Origin of the sequence: Methylophaga pinxianii (genome assembly GCF_020447225.1) — a bacterium.
Taxonomy (GTDB): Bacteria; Pseudomonadota; Gammaproteobacteria; order Nitrosococcales; family Methylophagaceae; genus Methylophaga; species Methylophaga pinxianii.
In genome coordinates this window covers 1-1,183 of sequence record NZ_JAJAEO010000077.1, presented here as the reverse complement: position 1 = coordinate 1,183, position 1,183 = coordinate 1, and the positions used below count along the sequence as shown (strand labels likewise).

At 34.2% G+C, this 1,183-nt stretch carries 1 protein-coding gene; it reads left to right on the top strand.

The window, feature by feature from the left end:
* The first annotated feature begins 96 nt into the window (after positions 1-96).
* Entirely contained in the window at positions 97-975 is an 879-nt protein-coding gene (gene dptF, locus LGT40_RS00375; RefSeq protein WP_226069667.1) for a DNA phosphorothioation-dependent restriction protein DptF, read from the top strand.
* The last annotated feature ends 208 nt before the right edge of the window (positions 976-1,183 follow it).

The window sequence follows — 1,183 nt, the reverse complement described above, 5'->3', positions numbered from 1 at the left end:
AGTAAAAATTTCAATACGTTCCATAGACACTCCTTAAAGATAGGTCTAAGCCTATCGCTTAATAATTGAGTGTCCGTTTTAAAATGGGGCTATTACATGATCAAAGATCAGTTCATTACCGCTAGGTCTCTTCTTGACTTCACCTACCAGATACTCGCATCGGAATCATATCTTTTTGATAATTTATTCAAAGGTGGAGACAATGAAATATTAGAAAAAATAATTGATTTTGACCCTGCAAAAATTCGAACCAAAGAGATAGACCAATTCATACTTCAATTTGCTTTAGGTATTAATAATCCTGAATTTGAAAGCTTTAAAGAACAGATCAAAAAATTAGGTGTTTTTTCAATCAAAGAGGCTGAATCATACATTCGTCTTTTACACTTGTTGGGGGAAGCGGAAATTTCAAACCCTTTCAAAGAGCTACTTAACTTTAAGTTTAAAGATAACACCCTAGATTACTATGCAAAAATTTGGAGATTACATAGTAGTTTTGAAGGCTCAGTACAACAAAAGCAATTATTGAACAAGTTTTATAGGGAAAGTCTTATTTCTGCTGTTCATAAATATTGCAATAGAAATGCACCAAACCTTGAAAAAGATCACTTTCACTTAGCTGATTATCATGAACATTGTGTTGCAACGCCCGTCGAGATTAAGCCTGATTTTGAAAGAATCAAAAGCTCAGCCTCTAAAAAGCAAGGACACTTTTATGCATATCTAAAAGTAAATGATATAAGCTTGGATCCTATTGAAATTACTATGAATTTTATGGAGTTATTATTAAGCATAAAAGACGGATATAGGCCTAATAAACATGACAAGGGTGCAGTAATTCTTCTTGAGGAATTATTAGAGAAAATTCTAAGTATTGCTAATCAAAATAATACCATATGGATCTTTCATGCAGACAGACGAATTAAGTTAGTCAATGAAGGTGACGAATACTATGAAATTAGTGGGATTAAATGAAACATGGAAAGCACAGTAATTCACCTACCCATTAATCGCTCATTGGCAAAGTCAGCTGATCAGATTGCCAATAAGAACACCATCAACCATTATCTCCCTGTTAGAAATAGGGGTTCTACCCCGTTTCTACGGACGGTTTAAAAACGGTTGAAAACGTCATATCGCTTCTTGCGACTCGTCTTCTCATGCGAGGATTATGGAATCGTTC

Excerpts from the sequence above, each read along its gene's own strand:
- dptF (WP_226069667.1), top strand. The coding sequence starts at position 97 with ATGATCAAAGATCAGTTCATTACCGCTAGGTCTCTTCTTGACTTCACC.